Genomic DNA, 23,800 nt, shown 5'->3' with positions numbered 1-23,800 from the left:
TGTGGGAGTAGCGCCAGGTGACCAACGTATTTACATGACGAAAAAGAACGACATCAAATTCCTGCGCATTAATTATCTGGCGGGACCGAACATCTGGACTTACCGTCCCGTGCTCGAGGCCTGGCTCGATATCGGCGAACTGGAAGACTATCCCTCGAATCTGCTCCCCGGGTTCACGACGCGCCTGACCACCTGGCTGCCCGGCCTGATCGAGCACCACTGCGGCGTGGGCTACCACGGCGGCTTCATCGAGCGCCTGAACGAAGGCACCTGGGCCGGCCACATCCTCGAACACGTCGTGCTCGAAGTACAAAGCCTGGCCGGCATGAAGACCGGCTTTGGCAAGACCCGCTCCACCGGTGAGCATGGCGTCTACAAGATGGCCTTCCGCACGCGCGACAACGTCGTCGGGCGCGCCGCGCTCGAGGTCGCCCATCGCCTGCTGATGGCCGCGATCAACGACGAGCCGTTCGACCTGCCGGGTGCCATCGCGACGCTCACTGATATGGTCGACCGCCTGTGCCTGGGCCCGTCGACCGCGCACATCGTGGACGCCGCCACCGACCGCCGCATCCCGTCGATCCGCCTGACCGACGGCAATCTGGTGCAACTGGGTTACGGCGCCGCGCAGCGCCGCATCTGGACCGCCGAGACCGACCGCACCAGTGCGATTGCCGAGGGCATCGCCAGCGACAAGGACATGACCAAGAACCTGCTCGCCTCGTGCGGCGTGCCGGTGCCCGAAGGTGCGATCGCGCGCAGCGCCGACGCGGCGTGGGAAGAAGCCGCCGACATCGGCCTGCCGGTGGTCGTCAAGCCGATCGACGCCAATCACGGCCGCGGCGTCTCGCTGAACCTGAATACCGAAGCCGATGTGCGCGCCGCCTACGTGATCGCGTCCGAAGAAGGCGAAAGCCGCTCGGTGCTGGTCGAGCGCTTCATCACGGGCAGCGAGCACCGCCTGCTGGTGGTCGGCCGCAAGGTCGTTGCCGTCGCGCGCGGCGAATCGCTGTGGGTGACGGGCGACGGCCGCCAGAATGTGGCCGAGCTGTGCGACAGCCAGATCAACATCGACCCGCGCCGCGGCGAAAGCGAAGAATTCCCGCTCAGCCCCGTCGAGCCGCGCAAGAGCGAAGAAAACCAATTGCAGCTCAAGCGCCAGGGCCTCACGCCCGACTCGGTGCCGCCCGCCGGCCAGAAGGTGCTGATCCAGATGAACGGCAACGTCGCCGACGACGTCACCGACCAGCTGCATCCGGACGTCGCGCACGCCGCGGCGCTGGCTGCACGCATCGTTGGCCTCGACATCGCCGGCATCGACCTGGTGTGCGAAGACATCGGCCGCCCCCTGCTTGAGCAGCGCGGCGCGATCATCGAGGTCAATGCCAGCCCGGGCCTGCTGGCCCACACCAAACCAGCCAGCGGCACCGCGCGCAACGTCGGCAAGGACATCATCGAACACCTGTTCGCGCCGGACGACACCGCGCGCATCCCGGTGGTTGGCGTGACCGGCTCGCTCGGCTGCAGCCTGATCACGCGCCTGATCGGCTGCCTGGTCAACATCACCGGCAAAGAGGTCGGCGTGGCCAACGGCGAGGGCCTGTACCTGAATGCGCGCGTGATCTCGAACCGCGACAGTACATCCGTCGAAGCCGGCCAGCGCATCCTGATCAACCGCAACGTGCAGACGGCGGTGTTCGAATCGAACGCCCGCTCGATCCTGCAGGACGGCCTGCCGTACGACCGCTGCACGGTGGGCGTCGTGACCGACATGCAAGGCCTGGCCGAGCTGGCAGAGTTCCATATCCACGACGACGACGCCCTGCGCAACGTGATTCGTACCCAGGTCGACGTGATCCTGCCGGACGGCGTGGCCGTGCTCAACGCCGCCAACGAACAGGTGGCGGCGCTGGCCGAACTGTGCGACGGCGGCGTGATCTTCTACGCCTTCGACGAACACCATGCGGTGCTGGCAGCGCACCGCGCGGCGGGCGAGCGCATCGTGTTCGTGCGCGACGGGCGCATCATGCTGGCCGCAGGCACTATCGAGACGCGCCTGAACACGCTGGACACGATGAAGCCATCCACCGTGAAGTACCCCGAAAACGTGCTGGCGGCAGTGGCAGCGGCGTGGGCGCTTGGCGTGCCGAGCGACCTGCTGTGCGGCGGCCTGCGCGCCTTCGACGCGACACCAAAACAAACGACACATTGAATGACATTGCCCGGCAATCTGCCGGGCCTGGCGCCCGCCCCCGCGCATGTGCGCGCGGTGCGCGGCCCGCGAAAGGAATGACGGTTTATGGAAGTATCTCGCGTACGGGCCCTGCGTGGCCCCAATCTCTGGAGCCACCACACCTCGGTCGAGGCGATCGTGACGTGCTCGCCCCAGGAACAATCGATCGGCGAACTGCCCGGATTCGAGTCGCGCCTGCGCGTGCGCTTCCCGCAGATCGGCGGCCTGCAGCCGTTCGGCCACTATGAAACGATCCCGCTGGCGCACGTGCTCGAACTGGTCGCGCTGCACCTGCAAGCCGAGGCCGGCTGCCCGGTGACCTTCAGCCGCACTACCGCCACGCTGGAAACCGGCACCTACCAGGTGGTCGTCGAATACAGCGAAGAAGACGTCGGCCGCCAGGCGCTCGAACTCGCGCAGCAACTGATCGAATCGGCCCGCAACGACACCCCGTTCGACATGCTGGCCGCGCTGGCGCAACTGCGCGCGACCGACGAAGACGTGCGCCTCGGCCCATCGACCGGCGCGATCGTGCAGGCCGCCGTGGCCCGCAACATCCCGTTTCGCCGTCTGACCGAAGGCAGCATGGTCATGTTCGGCTGGGGCAGCCGCGCGCGCCGCATCCAGGCCGCCGAGATCGACGCCACCGGCGCCATTGCCGAATCGATCGCGCAAGACAAGGAACTGACCAAGAAGCTGCTCGACGCAGCCGGCGTGCCGGTGCCGCAGGGTCGCGGTGTCTCGGACCCCAATGACGCCTGGGCCGCCGCCATGGAAATCGGCCTGCCGGTGGTGATCAAGCCAAAGGACGGCAACCAGGGCAAGGGCGTGACGGTCAACGTCACCACGCGCGAACAGCTCGACGCCGGCTTCAAGGCAGCCAGCGAGTTCCGCGACGACATCCTGGTCGAACGCTACCTGCCGGGCCACGACTACCGCCTGCTGGTGGTGGGCGACAAGCTGGTGGCCGCCGCACGCCGCGAACCTCCGCAGGTGGTGGGCGATGGCGAGCGCAGCGTGCGCGAACTGGTCGAACAGGTCAACCTCGACCCACGCCGCGGCGACGGCCACGGCACATCGCTGACCAAGATCCGCTTCGACGACATCGCCATCGGCACGCTGGCCCAGAACGGCTTGACGCCGGACTCGGTGCCCGCCATCGGTCAGCGCGTCGTGCTGCGCAATAACGCCAACCTGTCCACCGGCGGCTCGGCCACCGACGTCACCGACGACGTGCACCCCGAAGTCGCGGCGCGCGCCGTCGCTGCGGCCCACATGATCGGCCTGGATATCTGCGGCGTCGACCTGGTCTGCGACAGCGTCCTGAAACCCATCGAAGACCAGAACGGCGGCATCGTCGAAGTCAACGCCGCGCCAGGCCTGCGCATGCACCTGGCGCCGTCGTTCGGCAAACCGCGCCCGATCGGCGAGGCAATCGTCGACACGCTGTTCAAGGACGGCGACGATGGCCGCATTCCGATCGTGGCCGTCACCGGCACGAACGGCAAGACGACCACCGTGCGCCTGATCGCGCACCTGCTCACGGCCGGTGGCCTGCGCACCGGCATGACCAACACCGACGGTGTCTACATCGAAGGGCGCCGCATCGAAAGTGGCGACTGCAGCGGCCCGCGCAGCGCGCGCAATGTGCTGCTGCACCCTGACGTCGACGCCGCCGTGTTCGAAACGGCGCGCGGCGGCCTGCTGCGCGAAGGCCTGGCCTACGACAAATGCCAGGTCGCGGTGGTCACCAATATCGGCTCGGGCGACCACCTGGGCCTGAACTACATCACCACGCTCGAAGACCTGGCGGTGCTCAAGCGCGTGATCGTGCAGAACGTGGCCGTCGGCGGCATGGCGGTACTCAACGCCGCCGATCCGACCGTGGCAGCAATGGCCGAAAGAACGCGCGGCGAAGTGACTCTCTTCGCCCAGGACATGGGAAATCCCGTCATGGCCATGCACCGCGCCCAAGGGCGCCGCGTCGTCTTCGTCGAAGAAGGCTACCTGGTGGCAGCGCAAGAATCGTTCGTCGAGCGCATCGACTTGAAGGAAGTACCGATCACGCGCGGTGGCGTGGTGGGCTTCCAGGTCGAGAACGTGATGGCGTCGGTGGCCGCCGCCTGGGGCGTGGGCACGTCGTGGGATGCGATCCGCCTGGGCCTGAAAACCTTCGTCGGCGAGAGCGACAACGCGCCCGGGCGCTTCAACGTGTTCGATTACAAAGGCGCGACCGTGATCGCCGACTACGGCCACAATCCGGATGCGATCGCCGCGCTGGTCAATGCGGTCGAGAGCATGCCCGCCAAGCGCCGCTCGGTGGTAATCAGCGGCGCCGGCGACCGGCGCGACCAGGACATCACGCAGCAGACCGAAATCCTGGGCGCGGCGTTCGACGACGTGCTGCTGTATCAGGACCAGTGCCAGCGCGGCCGCGCCGATGGCGAAGTCATCGCGCTGCTGCGCGCAGGCTTGAGCAATGCGACCCGCACCGAACACGTCGAAGAAATCAATGGCGAGTTCGTGGCGATCGACCGGGCGCTCTCGCGCCTGGGCGATGGCGATTTGTGCCTGATCCTGATCGACCAGGTGGACGCGGCGCTGGCGCATATCACGGCGCGGGTCAAGGCAGCAGCCTGAATCTCGGTGCTGTTGTGACCGGGGACGGGCAATCACGCGGTATGCTGCGTTGATGAACAGCCCGTCCTCATCATCCTGCCCTGCCCTGCCCAGGGCCAATGCCTGGCCGCTGTTGCGGGCATTATTCAAGCGGCCCGCGCGGCCGTCGGCGCTACCGGTCCAGGCCAGCTACCGGCTGGACCGGATCGATGCCGACCACGTACGGCGCTACAGCGACGCATTCGGCTTCCCGCCCGGCCCCGTGCCGCTGACCTACCTCTACCTGCTGGCGCAGCGCGCGCAACTGGCGACGATGCTCGATCGTGCGATTCCGTTTCGGGTTGTCGGGTTGATTCATGTGTCAAACGACCTCGCGATGCAGTGCGAGGTACGCACTGATACGCCAATGATATTAATGACGACGCTGTCGATTCCGCAACCCAGGGTCAACGGCGCAGTCGAATGTGTGCTGGAGACAGTAGCGACTACCGAGGCGCAAACAATCTTTACCTGCACCAGCCGGTACCTGATCAAACGCGGGCAACGCGCCAAGCACGCGACAGTGTCGCCATCGGGCGCGCCCGTGGGTGACGTCGTTGCAAAATGGGTCGTGGCCGCCGATGCGGGGCGACGCTATGCCGCCTTGTCGGGCGACTGGAATCCCATTCATCTATGGCCATGGAGTGCGCGGCTGATGGGGATGCGCGCACCGATCATTCACGGCATGGAAACGATGGCGCGCGTCTGCGCGGCGTTCGAGCAATCGGCCAATCCTCGCGTCACCAGTCTGGCATGCCGATTTAAACGCGCCGTGCCGGTCGGTGCTTCGGCAACGTTGGTGGCCTGCGAAGCCCCCGACAGTTTTGTCGTGCTGTGCAGCGAGCGCGTGGCCGTCGAAGGCACGCTTGGCTACGCGTGATATTGCGCGACCCGCGCAAAACGGGCAAAGCCGGGGTCAGGTCTGACATTCGGACACGATCTCGACAGTCGAGTAGTCGGAACTAGCTGGCACGGCGCCATGTTAATTTGAACAAGACACCATTGGAAGTGGTTAAGGCTGAGGTCGTGTCCGAATGTCAGACCTGACCCCAGCTGTGGACCCCAGCTGTGCCGCGCGTAGCGCCAATCGCGGTAAAATACGCAGCTCTGGCCAGCCTCTGCCTCGCCGTACCCAATCCGAAGAAATGACCACCGTTCCCACTGAAATCAACGCCGCAGCCGTCAAGAACAGCGCGACCGACAAGCACACCCCGATGATGCAGCAATACCTGCGCATCAAGGCCGACTACCCCGACATGCTGGTGTTCTACCGCATGGGCGACTTCTACGAACTGTTTTTCGACGACGCCGAAAAAGCCTCGCGCGTGCTGGGCATCACGCTGACCGCGCGCGGCAAGTCCGAGGGCAATCCGATCAAGATGGCCGGTGTGCCGTTTCACTCGCTCGATGGCTACCTGGCCAAGCTGGTGAAACTCGGTGAATCATGTGCGATCTGCGAGCAGATCGGCGACCCTGCGCTGTCCAAGGGCCCGGTCGAACGCAAGGTCATGCGCGTGGTAACGCCTGGCACGCTGACCGATTCCGACCTGCTGCCCGAAAAAGCCGAGCGTCCGCTGCTGGCCCTGTGCCTGCAGACCCAGCGCAAGACCGTCACCGCGGGTCTGGCCTGGCTGTCGCTGGCCAGCGGCAACCTGCGCCTGATGGAGTTTTCCGGCGACGCGCGCGCCATCGAGGCGCGCCTGGCGCATGAACTCGAGCGCATCGCGCCGGCCGAAATCCTGCGCGCCGATTGCGGCGACATGTTCGACGATGGCGCGTCCACCGTGCACACCCAGCGCGTGCCGGAATGGCACTTCGACGTGGTCAAGGGCCACGGCGCGCTGCTCGAACAGTTGAAGGTCGCCACGCTCACGGGCTTTGGCGCCGACGGCCTGGGCGCCGCGTTCGGCGCGGCCGGCGCGCTGCTGCGCTATGCCCAGTCGACGCAAGGCCGCGGGCTGCAGCACGTGCGGGGTCTAGCGTGCGAAAGCGAGAATGAATACATCGGCCTCGATGCCGCCACGCGCCGCAACCTGGAGCTGACCGAGACCATTCGCGGGCAAGAGTCGCCTACATTGTTCTCGCTGCTCGATGGCTGCCGCACGGCGATGGGTTCGCGCATGCTGCGCCACTGGCTGCACCATGCGCGCCGCGACCAGTCGATCGCGCGCAGCCGCCACCAGTCGATCGCCGCGCTGCTGCAGGCGGATGCCATCGACAATCTGTCGCCAACGCTGGCGCAGGTGCCGGACATCGAGCGCATCACCACGCGCGTGGCCTTGCTCAGCGCGCGGCCGCGCGACCTGGCCAGTCTGCGTGATGGGCTCAAGGCCTTGCCGATGCTGCGCGAACTGGTAGCGCGCTGCTTCGTGCCGGGCGATACGTCGCTGCTGCGCGAGCTGCATGACGACCTGGCCACGCCGGCCGATTGCCTCGATCTGCTGGTGCGCGCGGTGCTTGAAGAGCCGAGCGCGATGATCCGCGATGGTGGCGTGTTCGCGCGCGGCTACGATGCCGATCTCGATGAACTGCAGGCGCTGTCCGAGAATGCCGGCCAGTTCCTGGTCGACCTCGAAACACGCGAGCGCGCCCGCACCGGCATCGCCAACCTGCGCGTCGAATACAACCGCGTGCACGGCTTCTACATCGAAGTGACCAACGGCCAGGCGACCAAGGTGCCGGACGACTACCGCCGTCGCCAGACGCTGAAGAACTGCGAACGCTACATCACGCCTGAACTCAAGGCCTATGAGGACAAGGCGCTGTCGGCGCAGGACCGCGCGCTGGCGCGCGAGAAAATCCTCTACGACGACTTGCTGGCCCAGCTCGCGCCGCACATCGGCGCGCTGCAGACGATCGCGCGCGCGATCGCGCAGGTCGACGTACTGGTCGCGCTGGCCAGCCACGCGCTGCGCCACGGCTGGTGCGCGCCGCAGCTGGTCGATGCGCCGTGCCTGAACATCGTCGAAGGCCGCCATCCGGTGGTTGAAAACCAGATCGAGCGCTTTATCGCCAACGATTGCCGCTTCTCGAACGAGCGCCGCCTGCTCTTGATCACCGGTCCGAACATGGGCGGTAAATCGACCTTCATGCGCCAGGTGGCGCTGATCACGCTGCTGGCCTATGTCGGCAGCTACGTGCCGGCGGCCGAAGCCACGCTGGGCCCGATCGATCGCATCTTCACGCGCATCGGTGCCAGCGACGACCTGGCCAATGGCCGTTCGACCTTCATGGTCGAGATGACCGAATCGGCCGCGATCCTGAACGGCGCCACCGAGCATTCACTGGTGCTGATGGATGAAGTCGGGCGCGGCACATCAACCTTCGATGGCCTGGCACTGGCGTGGGCCATTGCGCGCCACCTGATCGACACGAGCCGCAGCTTCACGCTGTTTGCGACCCACTATTTCGAGCTGACCCAGTTGCCGGAGTCGTACCCAAGCGCCTACAACGTGCACCTGTCGGCAGTCGAGCACAAGGACAGCATCGTGTTCCTGCATGCGGTGCAGGATGGCCCGGCGTCGCAAAGCTACGGCTTGCAGGTGGCGCAACTGGCCGGCGTGCCGCAGCCGGTGATCAAGGCCGCGCGCAAGCACCTTGCGCGCCTGGAAGCGCAGGCCGCCGGCGGCACGCCGCAGCGCGACCTGTTTGCCGCGCCCCTGCCCGAGCACGATATTGACGACGCCCCGGCGCCAGTCGTGGCAGCGGCCCCAGATGACGGGCTGCGCGACGCCCTCGACGCCATCGATCCGGACGCGCTGACCCCGCGCGAAGCGCTCGAACGGCTCTACGAGCTGAAACGGCTGGCTGCCTGATGCCGATGTCGCGTCCTGTCATTGCCTGCACGGCGCTGCTCGCCGCCTTCATGGCCTGCGCGCCGCTGGCGGCCCAAGCCAAGGACAAGGACAAGGACAAGGACAAGGAAGAGCGTCCCACGCACCGCTTCGCCGTGGTTGGCAATGACGCGGGCGCCGACAGTGACGCGCGCCTGAAGCAGGCGCTGGCCGATTCGTCCGAAAAGTCGGTGTCGTTCGTGGTCCTCACCGGCATCAAGGGCGAGAACGAGAGCTGCGGCGACAAGCTGTACCAGCAGCGGCGCGACCTGTTCGAGCATGCGAAGCGCCCGGTGATCGTGTCGCTGGCCGGCAGCGACTGGACCGGCTGCCGCAACTCGGCCAAACGCACCAATGCGATCGAGCGCCTGAACCGTCTGCGCGAACTGCTGTACGGCGAGCCTGCATCGCTTGGCGCAACCAAGATCCACCTCACACAACTGTCGGCCAGCCCGCGTTTTCGCAGCTATGCCGAAAACGCGCACTGGAAGGTGGACAAGGTGCTGTACGCCACCATCAATCTGCCGGCCGGGAACAACCACTTCTTGCCGGCGGCGGGCCGCAACAGCGAATACGAAGACCGGGCGGTGGCCAATCGCTTCTGGCTGAACCGCCTGTTCGCGATGGCGCGCAGCGACAAGGCCCAGGCGCTGGTGCTGTTCTCGGAAGGCGCCGTGCGCCCGTTCCATCTCGATCAGCCCACGGGACTGCGCGGCCTGTTGCGGCGCACACCGGTCGAGCGCGACGGCTTCGAAGCGGCGCGGCGTCAGATCCAGGCGCAGGCAGTCAAGTTCGATGGCAAGGTGCTGCTGGTCGATAGCAGTGCGCCCGGCGGCCGCACACCGCACATTGCATGGAAAGACAATCTGGGACAGCTATCGGTGGGAACCAAGGCGGTCGAGGTGAATGTGATGCTGGGGAAAGATGCGGCGTTCACGGTCGTGGACGCGAAGCAGTAAAACAGGCACTTCACATAAACGCATGATACAGACGCGGCCACCGCGTGATGCGGTGGCCGCGCAACAACCCAATTACTGCAGCGGCTGGCTACGGAAATGATCGCCATCGTCGCCGTCATCGATCTCGTGATGATGACCGCCGGCGCCATGCACGTGACCGTGCTGGATTTCTTCGTCGGTCGCAGCGCGCACGTCGACCACGGACAGGTCGAAGCGCAGTGCCATGCCGGCCAGTGGATGGTTGCCATCCAGGACGACCTTGTCGTCAGCGATTTCGGTGACGGTGAAAATCACCGGCTCGTCGTCGCCGTTTTCGGCCACGCCTTCGAACTGCATGCCGATTTCGATCGGTTCCGGCAGGCGCGAACGCTCTTCCACCTTCACCAGCTCTGGCTCGTAGTCACCGAACGCGTCGTCCGGCTCTACCTGGATCGTCGAGGCGTAGCCGGTTTCTTTACCGTCCAGCTCTTCTTCGATCTTCGGCAGGGTGTTCTCGTAGCCGCCGTGCAGGTATACCATCGGCTGGGAGCCCTCCTCGATCAGATTGTTCTGGGCATCCGACAGTTTGTAATTAACCGTCACGACTGTGTCTTTAGCAATCTTCATCGTCCATCCTTTCATTGTGAGCTGCGGATTATACTCTCGATGGGTCTAGGTCCCGCTTCGGCTGGTTATAATGTCGCATGAAAAAATTACCGCTTTTGGGGAATCTTTCCCCCGCTGAATTCCTGCGCGATTACTGGCACAAGAAGCCGCTGCTGATCCGTGGCGCCATTCCCGGCTTCAAGCCACTGCTCAAGTTCGAGAAGCTGGCCGAGCTGGCCGCGCTGAACCACGTCGAATCGCGCCTGGTGTCGCTGCGCGACGGCGAATGGGATATGCAGCACGGCCCCCTGACCGACCTGCCGGCGCGCAGCGCGCCAAACTGGACGATGCTGGTCCAGGGCGTGAACCTGCATGACGAGCGCGCCGACGACCTGCTGCGCCAGTTCCGCTTCGTGCCCGATGCCCGCCTGGACGACCTGATGGTGAGCTTTGCCACCGATGGCGCCGGCGTCGGTCCCCATTATGATTCGTACGACGTGTTCCTGCTGCAAGCGCACGGCAAGCGTCGCTGGCGCATCGGTGCGCAGCAAGACCTGACGATCATCGACGGCTTGCCACTCAAGATCCTGGCCAATTTCGAGCCCGAAGAAGAATTCGTGCTGGAGCCGGGCGACATGCTGTACCTGCCGCCGCACTACGCCCACGACGGCATCGCCGAAGGCGAATGCATGACGTATTCGATTGGTTTCCGCTCGCCGTCGTTCCAGGAACTGGGCGAAGCTTTCCTGCAATTCATGGCCGATTCCATCGACCTGCCGGGCCGCTATGCCGATCCGGAGTTGCAGGAAGCGAAGAACCCGGCCGAAATCCCCAAGCACATGCTCGCCACCGTCACCGAAGAACTCAACAAGGTGCGCTGGGATGAAGAAGACGTCACTATCTTCCTCGGCGAGCACATGTCCGAGCCGAAGCACAATGTGTTCTTCACGCCGCCGGCCAAGCCGCTGACCTTTGGCCGCTTCATGGAAACGGCGGCCAAGCGCGGCGTCAAGCTCTCGAGCAAGACGCTGATGCTGTACCGCGGCAAGAACGTGTTCATCAATGGTGAATCGCTCGCCGCCGGCCGCGCCGACAAGGTGGTGCTCGATGTGTTGGCCAATGAGCGCCGCATCGACGGCGCCACGCTCGGCAAAGCCACCGACGACGTCACCGAATCCCTGTACGCGTGGTACCAGGACGGCTGGGTCGAGCTGGGCTGACGATGGATGCGCGCGCGATCCCGTTCGACACCCGACGCGATTGCGAGACGCAGTTTCTCGCCGTCGTGGCGGCCGCGCAGCACAGCCTGCGCCTGTTCGATCCGGATGGCGCCGTGTTTGCGCTGGGCGCCGTCCGCGTGGATGCGGCGCTGCGCGCCTTTCTGCAGCGCGGCGGCACGTTGCGCCTGGCCCTGCACGAGCCTGGTCATATCGAGCGCCACTTTCCGCGCTTTCTGCGCCTGCTGCGCGACTACGGCCACGCCTGCGAATGCCGCCAGAGCCCGAAGAACCTGCGCCAGCTGACCGACTCGTTCTGCATCGCCGACGAGCAGCACGTGGTGCGACGCTTCCATAGCGACCACATGCGTGGCGAAGCAGATTTCGACGATCCGCGCGCCGTCGATGTTCCGCAACAACGATTCGAAGCGATCTGGGAAGCATCGCGGCCGACGCTGCATCCGACGAGGACCGGGTTGTAAATCACGCATGCGAGCATGAGTCATTGCCCGACAGTTATTTTTCGGGCATCACGTCATGTACGTAGCATCTTGTAACAAGATGAAGCTTATCAAAGCGGAAAATTCTTACACTACAGCATGTGTGCGCTATTGCGAAACTGTAAAATTGTCTATAATATCAATCAGGAAGGTTCCGTTGCGCGCGTGGCAGTCTTGCTATTTGTGAAGGCACGAGAATTCCATCGAGAAATAATTACCGGTAATTATTATTCGTATCAAGTAGTTCTACTTTTGTAAATACTAAGGAAAAAACCATGAAAAAATCCCTGCTGATCGCTTCCCTGTTCGCTGTTACCCTGGCTGCTTGCGCTAAGAAAGAAGAAGCTCCAGTCGCACCAGTGACCGAAACCCCAGCTGCTGTCGTCGCTCCTGCTGACGCAACCATGCCAGCTGCTGACGCAACCGCTCCAGCTGCTGCTGCTGCTGCTGACGCTGCTGCAACCGACGCTGCTGCTGCTGCAACCACCGCAACCGACGCTGCTGCTGCTGCTCAGACCTCGGCTACGCAAGCTGCTGACGCTGCTGCTACCACCAAGTAATTCGTTACTCGGTATGAAGAAACCGGCCTGCGGGCCGGTTTTTTTACGCCTGCCGCTTTGCAAAGAGCGACGCCGCAATCCAGACAGGCATAAAAAAAACCGGCCAGTTGGCCGGTTTTTTGTTGCCGCAACGAGGATTACTTGAGCTCGTTGTTCAGCAGCGTCAGGATCTTGGTCGTCGTCGGCGAGGTTTCGGCCTTGCCGTCGTTGGTCTGCACCGACACTTCGCTCACGCTTGCGCCCTGTGCGGCCTTGACCAGCACGCGGTAGCGCTGGGCTTCCTTGGCAGCGTCTTCTGACTTGCCGAACGTGAACAGGCGCTTGAAGAAGCCATCCTTGGTCTCGCCCGCATCCGGATCGACGTAGCGCACGAAGTAGATGCCCTGCACGCGGTCACGGTCTTCGACGGTGAAGCCGACGCGATCGAGCGCCAGGCCGACACGGCGCCATGCGCGATCGAACCCTTCGTCGACCTCGACCTTGTCGCCCACCAGCTTGGCGTGTTGCGGCGCCAGCGGCGCGTTCGCGACCATGGCTTCGGCCGGGGCTACTTCCTTGGCGCCGGTCAGCAGTGCAACGATGCGGCTCAGGTATTGCGACTCCAGGCCCGGATCGTTGGGACGCACGGTCCAGGTCGTGGTTTCGCTTTGCGGGCCGGCCAGGACTTCTTCGGCGCCACGGTGGCTGACCCAGATCTCGGTCGAGCCGTCCGGCAGGCGCTCGAGGCGCGTGCGGAACTTGTCGCGTTCGCCAGTCGAGTACGCGCTCTCGAACACGCGGCCGATGGCGCGGCGCACGAAGTCTTGCGGAATCTTCGAGCGGTTCTCGACCCAGGCGGTTTCCATGGTGCCGGTGGTGGCCGACTCGGTCTCGAGTGCGAAGCCCTGCTCTTCCCAGAACTGGCGCAGTTGCGGCCACAGCTGTTCAGGCGTTTGCTTGACCACCAGCCAGCGCTGATCGCCATTGCGCTGCACGCTGACGGCGTCGGTCGAGATCGGGCCGATCGGCTGGCCGGATGCCGAGACACCGGCCACCGCAGGCACGCCGCCGGCAGCAGCTGCCGCCTGGCCCTGCTGGAATGCGGACGCGGTGGCGATGCCACGGCCATCCGGAATCGCATAGCGGTTGTCGCGCTGCAGCTTGGTCAGGTCGGGCGGCACGTCCAGCGGTGCGGCCTTCTTGGTGCCCTTGTAGTCGACTTTGTCGCCACTGAAGATCGTGGTGCAGGCCGCCAGGCTGAACGCGATGACCGTGAGCGAGAGCACACGGGCGGCGGCAGGAGCGTTGATCAGGGATGCGCCGTTGGAATTCTTAGTCTTGCGAATAGTCATGTCGTTCGATATCAGGTCAGTAATCCGAACCCTTGCGGATTCAGGACGGGGAATGAACGCCGGCTTCCACCAGGGCGGCACGTACGATCTCGTGGTATTGGGAGGACAGCGGCGCGAGCGGCAGGCGCAGGCCCGCCGGCATCTTGCCCATCTCGGCCAGTGCCCATTTGACGGGCACCGGATTGGGTTCGACGAACAGCTTGGCATGCAGGCCGAGCAAGCGGTTATTGATCTCGAGTGCGCGGGCGATGTCGCCGCTCATGGCGGCCACGCACAGCTCGTGCATCGCGCGCGGCGCCACGTTGGCGGTGACCGAAATATTGCCGGCGCCGCCGCAGAACATCAGCGTCATCGCGGTTGGATCGTCACCCGAATACACGGCGAAGGACTGGTCGACCATCTTGAGCAGTTCGATGCCGCGGCCGATATTGCCGGTGGCGTCCTTGAGGCCGACGATGTTCTCGATTGGCGCCAGGCGCGCGACCGTCTCGTTGGCCATGTCGGCCACGGTACGGCCCGGCACGTTGTACAGGATGATTGGCAGGTCGACGGCTTCGGCGATCGTGCGGAAGTGGCGGTACATGCCCTCTTGCGTCGGCCGGTTGTAGTACGGCACGACCTGCAGGGATGCGTCGGCACCGACCGCTTTCGCATGACGGGTCAGCGCAATCGCTTCCACGGTCGAATTGCCGCCGGTACCGGCGATGACAGGGATGCGGCCGGCGACATGGTCGACCGCCAGCTTGACGAGTTCGCAATGCTCTTCCGGCGACAGCGTCGCCGATTCGCCGGTCGTGCCCACGATGACGATCGCGTCGGTACCTTCGGCGATATGCCAGTCGATCAGCGCGCGCAGGGCGTCGCGATCGACGGTGCCGTCTTCGAACATCGGGGTGACGATTGCTACGATACTGCCCTTAATCATAATCTTTGGACCGTGCCATTCATTTAAAAATCTGATTGTAGCGGATAGCCCGCCCCTATGGTTCATTCCTGACCACAATATGGTCGAGCCACGCTTCGGTTTTACGGTATGCAGGGCCCGCAGCGCACAGGCGCTGCACCTGCGCCGGATGGGGTCGCTCTACGTGCCCGTCCTCGTACGCCAGTACCTGCAGGCCACCCTCATGGGCCAGCGCCAGCAGTTCGCCGGGCGCGAGCAGAAAGGCCGGATTCGACGGCTTGCCATAGATCTCGTTACCTTGTGCGAAGGTTTCGTAGATCAGGATGCCGTCAGGCCGCAGGCTTGCCGCGATCTGCGCGAACAGCGGCCGGTGCAGGTAATTGGTCACGACGATGACGGCAAAGCGCCCGGCTTCGAAGGGCCAGCTTGCGCCATCGGCTTCCAGGTCGCAGGCCAGCGTCGTCACGCCTGCACCAGCGCTGGCAGCCAGCGCCGCCGGATTACGATCGAGCGCCAGCACTTGCAATCCTTGCGCCGCGAGCAGGCGCGTGTGGCGCCCATTGCCGCAGGCCAGGTCGAGCGCGTCGCCCGGCTGCGCGAGGGGCGCAAAACGCGCTACCCAGGGCGACGCGGGCAGTGCCGCCATATGGACACCGGTGCTCATCGGTTCAAAGCAGGAAGAACGTGAATGGCGTGGCTGCCAGCTGGACCAGGTAGCCGCCCAGCGCCATCACCGGCGTGAGCCAGTAACCGACGACCTTGAGCATCACCAGCGCCAGCACGACGAAGAAACCGTATGGCTCGATGCGCGCGAACGCATACGCAGCGCGGTGCGGCAGCATTGCCGTGACGATCCGGCCACCATCGAGCGGCGGGATCGGCAGCAGATTAAAGGCCATGATCAACAGGTTGGTGACGATGCCGGCCTGCGCCATCTTGTGCGGGAATTCTTCGCCGACCTGGAAGAACACGAGTAGCACGCCCAGGATCAGCCACAGCACGGCCATGATGAAGTTGGCCAGCGGGCCGGCCAGCGCCACCCACGCCATGTCGCGCTTGGGATTGCGCAGGCGCCCGAATTCGACCGGCACCGGCTTGGCGTAGCCGAACACGAACGGCGTGAACAGGAACATCAGAACCGGGATCACGATCGTGCCCCAGATGTCGATGTGCACCAGGGGGTTCAGGCTCATGCGCCCCTGCGAATAGGCGGTATTGTCGCCGAAATACTTGGCGGCGTAGGCGTGGGCAGCTTCGTGCAGCGTGATTGCAAACAGGACCGGCAGCGCATACACCGCGATGGTGCGAATTGTTTCTTCCATGGGGGCTGATTCTATCAGAGCCCGGCGGGTACTTGACCGGTGGAATTCTTAAGGCAGCCTTGGAGGCTGCCGTCCCGACGATCAAAGGCCGAACGCTGCCGGGTCGCCCCTGCCCTGGCGAATCAGCACCGGCTCGGGGCCGGTCAGGTCGATCACGGTGGTGGCTTCCAGCATACCGGCGCCGCCGTCGATGATCAGTTCGATCTGCTTTTCGAGACGCTCGCGCACTTCATCGGGATCCGACAGCATGTGCTCGTCGCCCGGCAGTTGCAGCGTGGTGCCGATCAGCGGCTCGCCCAGTTCTTCGAGCAGCGCCAGCGTGATGCGGTTTTCAGGCACGCGCAGGCCGATCGTCTTGCGCGACGGGTGCGACAGGCGCCGCGGCAACTCGCGCGTGGCTTCCAGAATCACCGTGTACGGACCCGGCATCGTTGCCTTGAGCAGGCGGTATTGCGTGTTGTCCACGCGCGCGTACTGCGCCACTTCGGACAGGTCACGCACCAGCAGCGTCAGGTGGTGCTTGTCGTCGACGCCACGAATGCGGCGCAGCTTCTCGACGGCGGTCTTGTCGTCCAGGCGGCACACGAGCGCGTACGCCGAATCGGTCGGCAGCGCGACGATGCCGCCGGCGCTGACGATCTGCGCGGCCTGCTTGATCAGGCGCGCTTGCGGGTTTTCTGGGTGAATCTGGAAAAACTGGCCCATGAATGGTGTCCTTTATTGTTGTTAGCGCAGCGACTGCAGGGCGGCGATGCGCTGCTCCATCGGCGGGTGGGTCGAGAACAGCGCGCCCCAGCCGCCGCCGCTGCCGGAAATGCCCGACGCCGACATCGTCTTGGGCAACGCGCCCGGCGCGAAACCGCCCAGGCGGGCCAGCGCGTGCTGCATCGGCACCGGGCTGCCCATCAGTTTGGCGGCGCCGGCGTCCGCACGAAATTCGCGCTGGCGCGAGAACCAGGCCACGATGATCGAGGCCAGCAGGCCGAACAGGATTTCGCAGACCATCACGGTGGCGTAGTAGCCGATGCCGGGCGCGTCACCTTCTTTGCGAAACAGCATCTTGTCAACGAAGAAGCCAACCACGCGCGCGAAGAACACGACGAACGTATTGACCACGCCCTGGATCAGCGTGAGCGTGACCATGTCGCCATTGGCGATGTGGGCGACTTCATGGCCCAGGACGGCTTCGACTTCGTCCTGGTTCATGCTTTGCAGCAGGCCCGTGGACACGGCGACCAGCGCCGAATTCTTGAAGGCGCCGGTGGCGAACGCATTCGGCTCGCCATCGTAGACGGCAACCTCGGGCATGCCGATGCCGGCACGCTCGGCCAGGCGGCGCACGGTGTCCACCAGCCACTGTTCGGTGGAATTGGCCGGTTGCTCGATCACGCGCGCGCCGGTCGACCATTTGGCCATCGGCTTACTGATCAACAGCGAGATGAACGAACCGGTAAAGCCGATCACGAGTGACATCACGGCCAGCGAAGCGAAGTCGATGCCCTGCGCCGATACGGCGCGGCCCAGGCCGAGCACATTCATGACCAGCGACAGCACCAGAACGACGGCCAGGTTGGTGGCGAGGAAAAGAACAATGCGCTTCATGGCAGACGACTCCTGACTGGATGACAAGATGCCAATATTGGGCTGCCTGCCGGAAAATTCAAGGGCACGGCCGCGCGTGCCTGCCGTATCAACGTTTCACGCCCAGGAAGAAGCGCAGCATTTCCTTCGACGCCGACGGTCCTGCCGCATCCGTATGCGATCCCGCCGCATTGCCGCCAGCCCAAGCGTGCCCTGCGCCCTGCACGACCCACTGCTCCGCCATCGCCCGGCCCGCATCATCGCGCCAGACACTACGACGGCAGCGGCGCCCGCCATGGGCCGCATCGTCGTGACGCACGCTGGGCGGCGTAGCGTGCTGGCCGGCGTGAGCGCCCACATACTGTTGCAGCACGGCGTCGCCATTGGCTGGCGCCACCACGTGATCGGTACTGCCGTGGAACACGATGACCGGCACGGCTTCGCGCAAGGTGCGTCCTTTGGCTGGCTTCTTCATGGCCTGCAAGCCGGTAATCATGTCGCGCCCGCTGCCAGCCGGCAAACCGGAGTGCACGCCCACTGCCGCGAACAGATCGGGATACTCGGCGCCCAGCACCGCCGCCATCGCCCCGCCCGCCGACATGCCGGCCACGAACACCTGCGCCGGATCGGCGCCGTGCTCCGCGAGGATCTGCCGCGTCAGCCCGGCGATGATGCCGGGCTCGCCCGCATCGCGCGCCTGGTGGCCCGCCTCGAACCAGTTCCAGCACTGCGTGCGGTTCGAGGCGCTGTCCTGCTCGGGATACAGCACCAGGCAGTTGGCTTCTTCAGCCAGGCGATTCATGCCGGTGCCGAGCGCGAAATCGTCGGGATTCTGCGTGCAGCCGTGCAGCATGACGATCAACGGACGCGGCGTGGTCGACGGCTGCGCCGGGATGTACAGCTTGTAGCGGCGGCGCCCGGCGGCGTTCGAAAACACGCCGGCCGTGAAGGTGCCCGCTGCGGCGTCGTCCATGACGGCCACGTCGTCATCTGGAGGCATGCCAATGCCGACGCCGACGCCGGCGGCGCGCATGGCCGCCTGGCCCTTGCGCAGCTGCGCTTGCCAATCGGGCGCCGGGTTGATGTCCACAAAGCCCGTAGCGTCCTCCCTGGCGGGCGCTGCGCCCTGCCCATGCCCCGGCATCAGGCCGGCCTGCGCCAGCGCTTGCTGGATCGTGGCGGTGGCCGAGGCCACATCCTTGTTCTGCACGAGGCGGGCAGAAGCCATCATCTTGTTCATGAATTGGTCGAGCGTTTTCATCACTATCCAGTCTAGGTAAGGGTGCGATCTGCCAGCGCGGCGCGCACGGCAGGTGATGCAACAAATGCGCCCAGGACCTGGATCGAGGCGATCGCATTCCGGGCAAGTTCAGGTGATACGTTGTCTTCGATGACCGCCAGACCGAGCACATGGATATCGAGTTGCTGGCCCTGCGCCACCAGTTGTTCGAGTTCCTGCACCGAGTAGTGGTACAAGCCCATCACATAGCGCTTGCGCACGATGGTCTGGCGGATCACGTCGGCATGCTGCGTAAGCAGATTGCGGATCGCTGTGCGCACCAGGTCGGTGCGGTTGGAATAAAACCCTTCCTCGACCAGCAGGTCCACTTGGGCCAGGTCGACCAGGCCGACATTGACCGTGACCTTGTCGCTGTCAGGAAGTTTCTGTTGGGGTAAAACTGCTTTCATCGTGCTCTCCATACGCTGTATATACTCCAATTGGAGTATAAATCGGCTTTTACAAGAGCTGGCGGGCAAATTCTTTATAAAAACAGGAAAGCAACGGGCGCAACGCGGCCAGCCGCAGGAGCGGCGACCGTACAGTCAGACTGAAGGGAGTGTTAGAACCAGTCGTGCCAGACCGGCGTCACGCCGGATGGCAGCGGGGGCAGTTCGGCGAACTCGACCCGCGATTCGCCGGGGGCGTGGAAATCGGTGCCGCGCGACGCCAGAAAGCCGTAGCGCCGCGCGACTTCGGCATAGGTGCCGTACTGGTCCGGCGTGTGGCTGCCGGTAACCACTTCGATGGCGGTGCCGCCCAGTTGACGGAATTCATCGAACAGCGCGCCCTGGGCCGTGTCGCTGAACCGGTAGCGCCCCGGATGCGCAATGACGGCGATGCCGCCCGCGCCCGCGATCCAGCCCATTGCTTCGCCGAGCGTGGCCCAGCGATGCGGCACATAGCCCGGCTTGCCTTCGGTCAGGAAGCGCCGGAACACGTCGGACGTCGTCGTGCAGACGCCGATCTCGCACAGGTAGCGCGCGAAGTGCGTGCGCGACATCAGATCGGGATTGGCAACATAGCGCAGCGCGCCTTCATAGGGCGTGGGAATGCCGGCCTGCTCGAGCTGGGCCGCCATCTCGCGGGCCCGCTTTTCGCGCCCGTTGCGCGTTGCCGCCAGCCCGGCGATCAGCGCCGGATTGTCTTCGTCGACCTGCAGGCCGACGACGTGAACAGTGTCGTTGGCCCAGGTGACCGAGATCTCGACGCCGGCCACGAAGCGCATGCCCAGCGCGGTTGCCGCCTGGCGCGCGGCCTTCACGCCGCTGATTTCGTCGTGGTCGGTCAACGCCCACACGTTCACGCCGCTCTTGCCAGCGTAAGCGGCCACCTCCGATGGCGCAAGGACGCCGTCGGAAACATTGGAATGGCAGTGCAGGTCGACTTTCAGCATGGGATTTTCAGCAGGCGGGATGGACGCTCCATTGTACGCGCATCAATCTTTCGGCGCAGCGAGGAAGTCTTCGATCATGCGCGCCAGCAATTCCGGCTGATCATGGTGCAGCATATGTCCCGCCTGCGGCACCATGCGCGCCGTGACGTGCTTTAGATACCCCATGCGGCGGTCGACTTCAACGCGTGCCTGCTCTTTCGCCCCCATCCAGCGCCACATATCGGTGTCCTCGGCCTCGACCCACAGCACCGGCGCCGTGATGGCCGACCACGCCGCCATCATCTCGTCGACGTGGTACAGCAGCGGGCCCGTCATCTTGTGCGCCGGGTCGCCCAGGATGCGCCACTGGCCGTCGCGATCCTGCTCGGACCAGTGCGCAGCGAGAAAGCTCGAGCGCTCGTAGGCCAGGCGCGGATTGGTCTTGCGCAGGCGCGCCGCTACTTCATCCAGGCTGGCATAGCCGCGCATCTCGGGTGGCGCGCGCAATTCGTCGAGCCAATTGGCCATCCGTTTCGGATACTGGGCCGCGCGCGTGCCCGGCAGGCCAAAACCTTCGAGGTTGATCAGCTTGCCCACGCGCTGCGGCCGCACGCCAGCGTACAGGCCGGCGATATTGCCACCCATGCTGTGCCCGAGCAGGTTCACGGCCTCGTCCGGTGCGAAACGGTCGAGCAACGCATCGAGGTCGGCCACGTAATCCGGGAACCAATAGGTATCGGCGCCCGAACGGTCGCTGTGCCCGAAGCCGCGCCAGTCCGGTGCGATCACGTGCCAGTCGCCTTTGAGCGCATCGACGACGAACTGGAACGACGCCGCCACATCCATCCACCCGTGCAGCATGAACAGCTTGGGCGCGCCCTCGTTCCCCCAATGGCGCACATGAAGACGCAGGCCGCGTACGGTGACAAATTCAGAACGTGAAAGTTTCATGGCACCTCGAAAAAAGTACGATCGTTCTGGCAATTATATCGCCGGACCGTTGAATTCGCGTACCACGGCCCCATCTGTCCGACTTCCGGCGTTGGCAAAGCCCGCGCTGCGCAAGGCATGGGGCGGTAAAATAGCGCCATTCCAACCTTCTGCGAGCGCATCCATGGCCATTTACCAGCTGGGCGAACATGCACCCGAGATCGATCCGTCGGCGTTTGTTGCCGATTCGGCCACGCTGATCGGCAAGGTCACGCTGGCGGCCAATACCTCGGTGTGGTTCGGGGCCACGCTGCGGGGCGACAACGAGCGCATCACCATCGGCGAAAACAGCAATGTGCAGGAAGGCACGGTGATGCATACCGACATGGGCTATCCGCTCGACATCGGCCGGGGCGTGACCATTGGCCACCAGGCCATGCTGCACGGTTGTACGGTCGGTGACGGCTCGCTGATCGGCATCGGTGCGGTGATCCTCAACGGCGCGCGCATCGGCAAGGGTTGCCTGGTCGGCGCCGGTGCGCTGGTTACCGAGAACAAGACATTTCCGGATCACTCACTGATCCTGGGTTCGCCCGCGAAAGTGGTGCGGACACTGACACAAGAAGACCTGCTGCGCCTGCAGGGCAATGCCGCGAGCTATGTCGCGCGAGGCCAGCTATTCAATACACAGCTAAAGAGAATCGGATAAAGAATGACGACACCAGATACCACGCTTGATACCACGCAGGCTACCCAGGACACGCTGCAGAAATTCATCTTCGACAACGCTGCCGTGCGCGGTGAGCTGGTCGAGATTTCCGACACCTGGCGCGAGATCCAGGCGCGCCACGGCTACCCGAAAGCGGTGCGCTCGGTGCTGGGCGAGATGGTGGCGGCCTGCGCCCTGCTCTCGGCCAACCTCAAGTTCAACGGCTCGATCGTGATGCAGATCCACGGCGACGGGCCGGTGCGCCTGCTGGTTGTCGAATGCGACGCCAACCTGCGCATGCGCGCCACGGCCAAGCTGGCGCCCGACGTCGAGGTGACTGACGACGCCACGCTCGGCCAGTTGGTCAATGTGCAGGGCATGGGCCGCTTCGTGATCACGCTCGACCCGCTCGAGAAGATGCCGGGCCAGCAAGCCTACCAGGGCATCGTGCCGCTCGACGGCGACGACGTCGCCACCGTGATCGAAAACTACATGCTGCGTTCCGAGCAGCTCGACACGCGCCTGTGGGTCGCCGCAGACGACAAGGTCGCGCGCGGCATGCTGCTACAAAAACTGCCGCGTCACAGCGGCGGCGAAGACCAGAGCAAACAGGCGTCGGAAGCAGAAGACCTGGAAACCTGGAACCGCGCCGCAGCGCTGGGCGGCACGCTCAAGCACGAAGAGCTGCTCTCGACCGACATCTCGACCTTGCTGCACCGCCTGTTCTGGGAAGAAACCATCCGCGTGTTCGATCCGCTGCACCCGCAGTTCCACTGCAGCTGCAACCGCGAGAAGGTCGGCAATATGCTCAAGATGCTGGGCCAGCAAGAAGTCGAAACGGCGCTGGATGAACTGGGCGAACTGGGGATCAACTGCGATTTCTGCGGCAAGCACTACGCCTTCGACAAGGTCGATTGCGCGCAGCTGTTTGCCGTGGATACCGCGGCCCAGGCCCTGATTGCGCCAAGCGGCAGCACGCACTGACGTGTGCCGGCGCCGGCCACCGGCCGGCGCCGGCGGGTTGTTTCAGGGCGCTGCGGCGCCCTGTTCTTTTTGAGCGGCCTGCTGCGAATCCGGTGCGAATTCATAGGTGATCAAGCTGTCGTTATCCCACTCTTTGCTACGCACCGGAACGATAAAGCTGTGGTGATCTTCGCTCAGCGTCAAAAGCCTGCTACGCTCGCCCGATGTCAGGCGCGCTGCCTCGAGCCGTTTTGGCGCGCGATAGTACAGCGCCGTCATCGGCGCATGACACATCCCGCCAACGACCGCCATGGCGCTGCGCATCACAATACCGATCTCGTCCTTCATCACAGCCCACGCCACTTCGCATTCGAGCCGCATGTCGCCCAGCCGGCGCATGTTCTCAGGCACGCCGGGACTGCGCACGCGCGGACGCCAGCGCATCCGTGATTTTTTACGGTTCAAAACCAGGTCGGCATTGTCATCGAACGCTTGCTGGCTACGCGGCAGAATGAATGTCGCATCGCTGTCGAGCGCGAGCGGAAGGTCCACCGTGTCGCCGGAAAGGCGCAGGGCAAGGCCGTCCGGCGACTGGGTCGTGCCATCTGCGTTCTTCAATTCGAAGCGCAAACTGGCGCTGGGCGCCAGGCCATGGTGCTTGTCGAACGCGTCCAGCCCTCGCGACATGATGCGGTAGGGGCGTAACTCGGGGTCCTTGACGCCGCTGACTTCGACCTTCGTTTCCCTACCGGCTTCGGGTGCCGATACTTGCGCCCATGCCGGGCTGGAAAGCACCAGTACCAGTGCCACTACCGCACGTTGCGACATCATGTGATCACTTTCGTTATCAGAAACAAATCA

Annotated in this window: 22 protein-coding genes; 10 read left to right on the top strand and 12 right to left on the bottom strand. The window is 64.5% G+C overall.

All coding sequences use genetic code 11. The features are described 5' to 3' along the window. Positions 1–34: 34 nt before the first annotated feature. The 5 genes from cphA (RCH14_RS05390) (at position 35) to RCH14_RS05370 (ending at position 9,683) form a co-directional block, all read left to right on the top strand. Entirely contained in the window at positions 35–2,212 is a 2,178-nt protein-coding gene (gene cphA, locus RCH14_RS05390; protein ID WP_343025139.1) for a cyanophycin synthetase, read from the top strand. Positions 2,213–2,299: 87 nt separating this feature from the next. Further along, the gene (cphA, locus tag RCH14_RS05385) at positions 2,300–4,873 is read left to right on the top strand and encodes a cyanophycin synthetase (protein ID WP_343025138.1); all 2,574 of its coding nucleotides are present in this window, start codon (positions 2,300–2,302) and stop codon (positions 4,871–4,873) included. Between the two features lie 52 nt (positions 4,874–4,925). Then, the gene (locus RCH14_RS05380) at positions 4,926–5,771 is read left to right on the top strand and encodes a MaoC/PaaZ C-terminal domain-containing protein (protein ID WP_343025137.1); all 846 of its coding nucleotides are present in this window, start codon (positions 4,926–4,928) and stop codon (positions 5,769–5,771) included. Positions 5,772–6,036: 265 nt separating this feature from the next. Beyond that, complete coding sequence (gene mutS / locus RCH14_RS05375; RefSeq protein WP_343025136.1) at positions 6,037–8,706, top strand: DNA mismatch repair protein MutS; 2,670 nt, start codon at positions 6,037–6,039, stop codon at positions 8,704–8,706. After that, positions 8,706–9,683: a hypothetical protein gene (locus RCH14_RS05370; protein ID WP_343025135.1), complete on the top strand. Its 978-nt coding sequence runs from the start codon at positions 8,706–8,708 to the stop codon at positions 9,681–9,683. The genes mutS and RCH14_RS05370 overlap by 1 nt, the downstream gene beginning before the upstream one ends. A gap of 72 nt (positions 9,684–9,755) precedes the next feature. Here RCH14_RS05370 and RCH14_RS05365 read toward each other — a convergent pair whose 3' ends face one another. Continuing rightward, positions 9,756–10,289 (bottom strand): peptidylprolyl isomerase, encoded by a 534-nt coding sequence (locus RCH14_RS05365; RefSeq protein ID WP_343025134.1) that lies wholly within the window; start codon positions 10,287–10,289, stop codon positions 9,756–9,758. Positions 10,290–10,366: 77 nt separating this feature from the next. Between RCH14_RS05365 and RCH14_RS05360 the strand changes: the two genes are divergently transcribed. From RCH14_RS05360 to RCH14_RS05350, 3 genes are all read left to right on the top strand, one after another. Then, positions 10,367–11,488: a cupin domain-containing protein gene (locus RCH14_RS05360; protein ID WP_343025133.1), complete on the top strand. Its 1,122-nt coding sequence runs from the start codon at positions 10,367–10,369 to the stop codon at positions 11,486–11,488. A gap of 2 nt (positions 11,489–11,490) precedes the next feature. Next, positions 11,491–11,967: a hypothetical protein gene (locus RCH14_RS05355; RefSeq protein WP_343025132.1), complete on the top strand. Its 477-nt coding sequence runs from the start codon at positions 11,491–11,493 to the stop codon at positions 11,965–11,967. A gap of 293 nt (positions 11,968–12,260) precedes the next feature. Continuing rightward, complete coding sequence (locus tag RCH14_RS05350; protein WP_343025131.1) at positions 12,261–12,545, top strand: hypothetical protein; 285 nt, start codon at positions 12,261–12,263, stop codon at positions 12,543–12,545. A gap of 137 nt (positions 12,546–12,682) precedes the next feature. Here RCH14_RS05350 and bamC read toward each other — a convergent pair whose 3' ends face one another. The 10 genes from bamC to RCH14_RS05300 all read right to left on the bottom strand — a co-directional run bounded on the left by bamC (position 12,683) and on the right by RCH14_RS05300 (position 21,288). After that, a complete protein-coding gene (gene bamC, locus RCH14_RS05345) occupies positions 12,683–13,876 on the bottom strand; it encodes an outer membrane protein assembly factor BamC (protein WP_343025130.1) in 1,194 nt (397 codons plus the stop codon). Between the two features lie 40 nt (positions 13,877–13,916). After that, positions 13,917–14,801 (bottom strand): 4-hydroxy-tetrahydrodipicolinate synthase, encoded by an 885-nt coding sequence (gene dapA, locus RCH14_RS05340; RefSeq protein WP_343025129.1) that lies wholly within the window; start codon positions 14,799–14,801, stop codon positions 13,917–13,919. 55 nt (positions 14,802–14,856) lie between these two features. Beyond that, positions 14,857–15,426 carry a class I SAM-dependent methyltransferase gene (locus RCH14_RS05335; RefSeq protein ID WP_343025128.1) on the bottom strand — a complete coding sequence of 190 codons (570 nt, stop codon included), beginning with the start codon at positions 15,424–15,426 and terminating at the stop codon, positions 14,857–14,859. 22 nt (positions 15,427–15,448) lie between these two features. After that, the gene (locus RCH14_RS05330) at positions 15,449–16,102 is read right to left on the bottom strand and encodes a site-2 protease family protein (protein WP_343025127.1); all 654 of its coding nucleotides are present in this window, start codon (positions 16,100–16,102) and stop codon (positions 15,449–15,451) included. 81 nt (positions 16,103–16,183) lie between these two features. Beyond that, the gene (locus tag RCH14_RS05325; RefSeq protein WP_343025126.1) at positions 16,184–16,807 is read right to left on the bottom strand and encodes an L-threonylcarbamoyladenylate synthase; all 624 of its coding nucleotides are present in this window, start codon (positions 16,805–16,807) and stop codon (positions 16,184–16,186) included. A 21-nt stretch (positions 16,808–16,828) separates the two neighbouring features. Next, positions 16,829–17,704, bottom strand: coding sequence for a protease HtpX (htpX, locus tag RCH14_RS05320; protein ID WP_343025125.1), 876 nt, complete (start codon positions 17,702–17,704; stop codon positions 16,829–16,831). A gap of 88 nt (positions 17,705–17,792) precedes the next feature. Next, entirely contained in the window at positions 17,793–18,944 is a 1,152-nt protein-coding gene (locus tag RCH14_RS05315; RefSeq protein WP_343025124.1) for a PHB depolymerase family esterase, read from the bottom strand. A gap of 11 nt (positions 18,945–18,955) precedes the next feature. After that, positions 18,956–19,372: a CopG family transcriptional regulator gene (locus RCH14_RS05310; RefSeq protein WP_343025123.1), complete on the bottom strand. Its 417-nt coding sequence runs from the start codon at positions 19,370–19,372 to the stop codon at positions 18,956–18,958. Between the two features lie 152 nt (positions 19,373–19,524). Beyond that, a complete protein-coding gene (locus RCH14_RS05305) occupies positions 19,525–20,358 on the bottom strand; it encodes a 3',5'-nucleoside bisphosphate phosphatase (RefSeq protein ID WP_343025122.1) in 834 nt (277 codons plus the stop codon). Positions 20,359–20,400: 42 nt separating this feature from the next. Beyond that, positions 20,401–21,288 (bottom strand): alpha/beta hydrolase, encoded by an 888-nt coding sequence (locus RCH14_RS05300; protein WP_343025121.1) that lies wholly within the window; start codon positions 21,286–21,288, stop codon positions 20,401–20,403. Between the two features lie 163 nt (positions 21,289–21,451). On the opposite strand from RCH14_RS05300, the gene RCH14_RS05295 reads away from it, so the two are divergent. Both RCH14_RS05295 and hslO read left to right on the top strand, forming a co-directional pair. Further along, positions 21,452–21,976, top strand: a complete 525-nt coding sequence (locus tag RCH14_RS05295; RefSeq protein ID WP_343025536.1) for a gamma carbonic anhydrase family protein — start codon at positions 21,452–21,454, stop codon at positions 21,974–21,976. Between the two features lie 3 nt (positions 21,977–21,979). Further along, positions 21,980–22,960, top strand: a complete 981-nt coding sequence (gene hslO, locus RCH14_RS05290; protein WP_343025120.1) for an Hsp33 family molecular chaperone HslO — start codon at positions 21,980–21,982, stop codon at positions 22,958–22,960. 42 nt (positions 22,961–23,002) lie between these two features. On the opposite strand, the gene RCH14_RS05285 is transcribed toward hslO, so the two are convergent. Then, complete coding sequence (locus tag RCH14_RS05285) at positions 23,003–23,770, bottom strand: hypothetical protein (protein ID WP_343025119.1); 768 nt, start codon at positions 23,768–23,770, stop codon at positions 23,003–23,005. Positions 23,771–23,800: the final 30 nt, after the last annotated feature.

It is taken from the genome of Massilia sp. MP_M2, from assembly GCF_039123635.1.
Taxonomy (GTDB): Bacteria; Pseudomonadota; Gammaproteobacteria; order Burkholderiales; family Burkholderiaceae_D; genus Telluria.
Note: the sequence above shows the minus strand (reverse complement) of the source record. Positions and strands in the feature narration are given on the sequence as shown.